Origin of the sequence: Sphaerochaeta sp. S2 (genome assembly GCF_016406725.1) — a bacterium.
In the GTDB taxonomy this organism is placed as follows: Bacteria; Spirochaetota; Spirochaetia; order Sphaerochaetales; family Sphaerochaetaceae; genus Sphaerochaeta.
Genome location: NZ_JAEKNT010000044.1, coordinates 1 through 4345, shown reverse-complemented (window position 1 = coordinate 4345; position 4345 = coordinate 1). Strand labels below are relative to the sequence as shown.

Below are 4345 nucleotides of genomic sequence, written 5' to 3'. Positions count from 1 at the left end.
CTCTATCACTTTACCCTTTGTTTTTTGTGTTCGTGTGGATTTCTTGGTTCGTTTCACGTTGTTATTTGTGTCAGTCTTCTTGGGCACGGTATTTGCTCCTTGGTTCCAGTCAGCTTGTTTTCAAGTATCTGTTTCTCTCATAGCCTGTATATAGTGTAGCACGCAAATTCTGCTGTATCATACCTTTCTTTCGAGTGTGGTTGATGTATCATGAGCAAGATGCATAGTGAAAATCTTTGAGATGGAAATGAACTCAAATGCACACACCAACAGCTTAATGTTCTGGCAAAGCGAAGAAGGTTTTCCAAGCTTGTCTCCCAATGACAGGGAACCCTGATTATGGTAGGGTGGGGCATGCACAGAACCCAAGATTGCCCCCTTTGCCACTATCCAGCAATTCCCTTGATACAAGCTGGCCCGTCGTCCTATGCCCATTGCCCCATTTGTAAGGGTATTTCCATGGATCGGGACCAGTTACTTGGTCCAAAAGAGGAATGGGATTTCTATCTTGGGCATAATAATGATGTGCATGATCCCCGATATCAGAATTTTGTACGGCCTTTGGTGAATCTGATCGAATCAAGACAGAACCCTTCTCATAGGGGACTGGATTTTGGAGCCGGGAGTGGGCCTGTTATCTCTCACATGCTTCAAGAGAGGGGGTACAACATGTATCTCTACGATCCATTTTTTCACCCCGATCTGTCTGTATTGGAAGCGCAGTATCGCTTCATTGTTGCCTGTGAGGTAATCGAGCACTTCCATAATCCCAAGACAGCATTTTGCCAACTCTTGGGATTGTTGGAACCAAGAGGAACCTTGTATTGTAGGACTACGTTGATTCCCGACCATATCGACTTTGATCGCTGGCATTACAAGAATGATGCCACCCACGTGTTTTTCTACCATGAGGAGACAATTGCCTGGATAGCGAAAAACATACTCTCCTGTGGCTATACGATCATTGACCGTAATCTTATGTTCTTCTCGCGTTCATAAGGTCCTACTGGTTTGCTGTCCTTATGTACTATCCTGTTGTATACTGGCAGGGCAAGGGAGGATATGGATGAAAGCGAACGTTGTCTATCTTTCTCACGGTGGGGGGCCCCTTCCCCTCTTGGGTGACCCTTCTCATAGAGCGATGGTACGGTTCATGAGACAGCTTGGAGAAGATCTGCCACGGCCAAAGGCCATCGTCGTGGTGAGTGCTCATTGGGAGGAAGAGATACCCACACTTACCGCTTCCCCAATCCCTCCATTGGTATATGACTATTATGGCTTTCCTAAAGAGGCATATGAGATTACCTACCCAGCTATGGGTAGTCCTGCTCTCGCCAAGAAGATCGCAGATCTGCTCGGTAACGCTGTCTTGGATGAGAAACGTGGTTTTGACCATGGGATGTTCATTCCACTCAGCCTGATGTATCCAGATGCCTCTATTCCCACCATACAGCTCTCACTTCTCTCTTCCCTTTCAGCTGCTGAACACTGGAGGCTGGGTGAAAAACTCAGGCCATTGCTCGATGAAGATATTCTCTTTCTTGGTTCAGGGTTTTCGTTTCATAACATGCGGCAATTCTGGAGGGAGGATGATGAACAAAACCATGCATTCCAGGACTTCCTCATTGAGACTTGCTGTATGGAGACTGCAATCCAGAACAGGAAGCAGGCATTGATACAGTGGGAGAGAGCTCCCTATGCCAGATATTGTCACCCAAGGGAGGAGCATCTGCTGCCACTGCTCGTCTGCCAGTCCCTTGCGGGAGGAGCTGCTGACCTGGTTTTCGATGACAAGATCATTGAACGCAGGGCGGTCGCATTCCACTGGAGTTGATTGTAAGGATTCTCCCTTTCTTTTTTGTCCATTTGCCGATACTATGCTAGCTAGATGAGGAGCAAAACCAATGAGTGAAATGATCGTAACTGACGACAACTTCAAAGAGGAAATACTCCAGGCTGACAAGCTGGTATTGGTGGATTTCTGGGCCCCTTGGTGTGGTCCCTGTAAAATGATCGGACCAGCGGTATCGCAGCTCGCACAAAAGTATGCAGATACCCTGAAAGTCGCGAAAGTGAACGTGGACGAGGCAGGAAGTCTCGCAAACATGTTCAATGTAAATTCAATTCCCACCTTGATGCTTTTCAAGGATGGAGAGGTGGTTGACCAGAGAATGGGTGCAGCCTCCCTTTCGGTAATTGAAGGATTCGTCAAACAACATCTGTAATGAGATGGGGAGGCAACTCCCCATCAATCCTGGTAGCGTTCCTCTGCATTCCTTTTACCGAATGATGCGTTACGCGTAGCGCAAATATACCAGTCATCCAAGCTATTTGTATCTTTCTGCGTGTCTCTGCACATGGTCCTGGTGGCAGTGCTGTCACTACTGTTGATGGATCCTCCAGCATCCCTGCTGTTCCAATGTCCATTCTCTGCGAGATACTGCACTTGTTCTAGAAGTGTCCTTGATCCAAACCCCTCATGGGTTTGTGTGGTATGGTTCCCCCATATGGCTGCATCAAGTAAAGTCCCATCCCACTGCGGACTTACCGCTAGTGTCAAGCATCCATTGTTTGCACTCAATCCTGCCTGGCTTTCTGAGCGGTATGTCCCAGTAGCTATTTCTCCTTTGGAGAAGGCAACCACGAGGTAATCCCCTCGCTCGACCCATACCTCAGGGAAGATGATTCGGTCTGTGTACTCCTGTTCGGTTCCTGCAAATAAGGTTACCCCTCCAAGATTTCCCCGCTTGGTCACGAATATTTCCACTCGGTCAGGGTTGTTCTCGGACCCCTTGGTAGAGATTTCGTTGATCAAGAGGGAGGGGGGATTGGTGTTTTTTGCCCAGAGCAGGAGGGAGAAACTGGCACTGTTGCCTCTGTGGTCCTCGACTCTTCCTTCCAGTGGGAGCGATTCACCCAGACTCATAGCCTCCTTGAAAGTAATGGTCAGGGAAGCACGTTCTACCAGCTTGCTTGCAATCCCATTTCCTCTTGTTTGGAGGAGGACTTCATGCTCATTAATGGGTTCATCAAAGAGAAGAAGTGCAGAATACTGGTCGAGAGAGCTTATTGCCAGCAGGGTAGGTGGCGTACTGTCTACTGCACTCAGTAGATTGATGGGACTAGGGCCTTGGTGGTCGCACCCACATCCAATGCAGAGAAAAATGGTAAGTAATATGGCAAGTACTAAATATCTCATAGTACAGAAGTCATGAATGATGTGTCTTTGCTTCAATTGACAGGCATGGTGATAGCCAATAGACTTTCCTCATTCATGGAGGCTGCACACAGATGTCCAAGCTTTGGCAGAAAGATTATTCACTCGATTCCTTGATGGAGGAATTCACCGTCAGCAACGATTACATTCTGGACCAGCAACTGGTTATCGCCGATTGCCTAGGTTCTATCGCTCATGCACGAGGATTGCATCATATAGGAATCCTGGATGCAGAGGAACTTGCATCATTGGAAGAGGGTTTGAAAAAAATCATTTCCCTTAAGATGGAAGACTCATTTCCCATTACGAAAGAAAATGAAGATTGCCATACGGCTATCGAGGGCTTCCTGACCGATGAATATGGTGAAGTGGGGAAGAAAATTCATACAGGACGGAGTAGGAATGACCAGGTACAGACTGCCCTGAGAATTTGGATGCGTGAATTCACCCTAAAGCTCTGCAGGGCTACCGGAGAGCTCTGTGAGACTCTGCTCTCATTCGCAGAGAAGTATGCAGAGGTTCCCATGCCTGGGCGCACCCATATGCAGATTGCCATGCCATCTTCCCTTGGGCTCTGGGCAGCAAGCTATGCTGAGGAGCTCTATGATGAGGCACAGCATATGATGCACCTCTCTTGGCTGTTCGATCAGAGCCCTCTTGGCTCTGCAGCCAGTTATGGAGTTCCTTTGCCGTTGGACAGGCAATTCACCGCCGAGCAGATGGGCTTCACCCGTGTGCAAAACAATGTCCTGTATGCAAACAACAGCAGGGGTAAGTTTGAGGCAATCCTTCTCGATGGTTGTGATTATATTGCACTTACCCTAAGCAAGCTTGCCCAGGACTTGATCCTGTTCACCCTTCCTGAATTTGGGTATTTCTCCCTTCCCAAGGAGCTCTGTACAGGTTCTTCCATCATGCCACAGAAGAAGAATCCAGATGGACTTGAACTTGCAAGAAGTCGTTCCTCAGTGGTTTCCAGTTGCGCGGCAAGGGTAAAATCGATTATCAGGAGCCTCCCCTCCGGTTACAACCGTGATTTCCAAGATACCAAGGAACCGTTGCTGGCTGGCACAAAGGCAACATGGCAGCTGGTACAGATTTTCGGTAGGATGATGGATGGTCTACAAG

Annotated in this window: 5 protein-coding genes; 4 read left to right on the top strand and 1 reads right to left on the bottom strand. The window is 48.1% G+C overall.

Annotated elements, in window-relative coordinates; genetic code table 11:
- Positions 1-354: 354 nt before the first annotated feature.
- From JF818_RS01115 to trxA, 3 genes are all read left to right on the top strand, one after another.
- Positions 355-999, top strand: coding sequence for a class I SAM-dependent methyltransferase (locus tag JF818_RS01115; protein WP_198890155.1), 645 nt, complete (start codon positions 355-357; stop codon positions 997-999).
- 67 nt (positions 1000-1066) lie between these two features.
- Positions 1067-1834, top strand: coding sequence for a class III extradiol ring-cleavage dioxygenase (locus tag JF818_RS01110; RefSeq protein ID WP_198890154.1), 768 nt, complete (start codon positions 1067-1069; stop codon positions 1832-1834).
- Positions 1835-1904: 70 nt separating this feature from the next.
- On the top strand, positions 1905-2225 hold the full coding sequence (trxA, locus tag JF818_RS01105) for a thioredoxin (RefSeq protein ID WP_198890153.1): 321 nt from the start codon (positions 1905-1907) through the stop codon (positions 2223-2225).
- A 23-nt stretch (positions 2226-2248) separates the two neighbouring features.
- Here trxA and JF818_RS01100 read toward each other — a convergent pair whose 3' ends face one another.
- Positions 2249-3199 (bottom strand): hypothetical protein, encoded by a 951-nt coding sequence (locus tag JF818_RS01100; RefSeq protein WP_198890152.1) that lies wholly within the window; start codon positions 3197-3199, stop codon positions 2249-2251.
- Between the two features lie 92 nt (positions 3200-3291).
- Between JF818_RS01100 and argH the strand changes: the two genes are divergently transcribed.
- Positions 3292-4345, top strand: a 1054-nt coding sequence (argH, locus tag JF818_RS01095) for an argininosuccinate lyase (RefSeq protein ID WP_198890151.1), incomplete at its 3' end; no start/stop codon positions are given.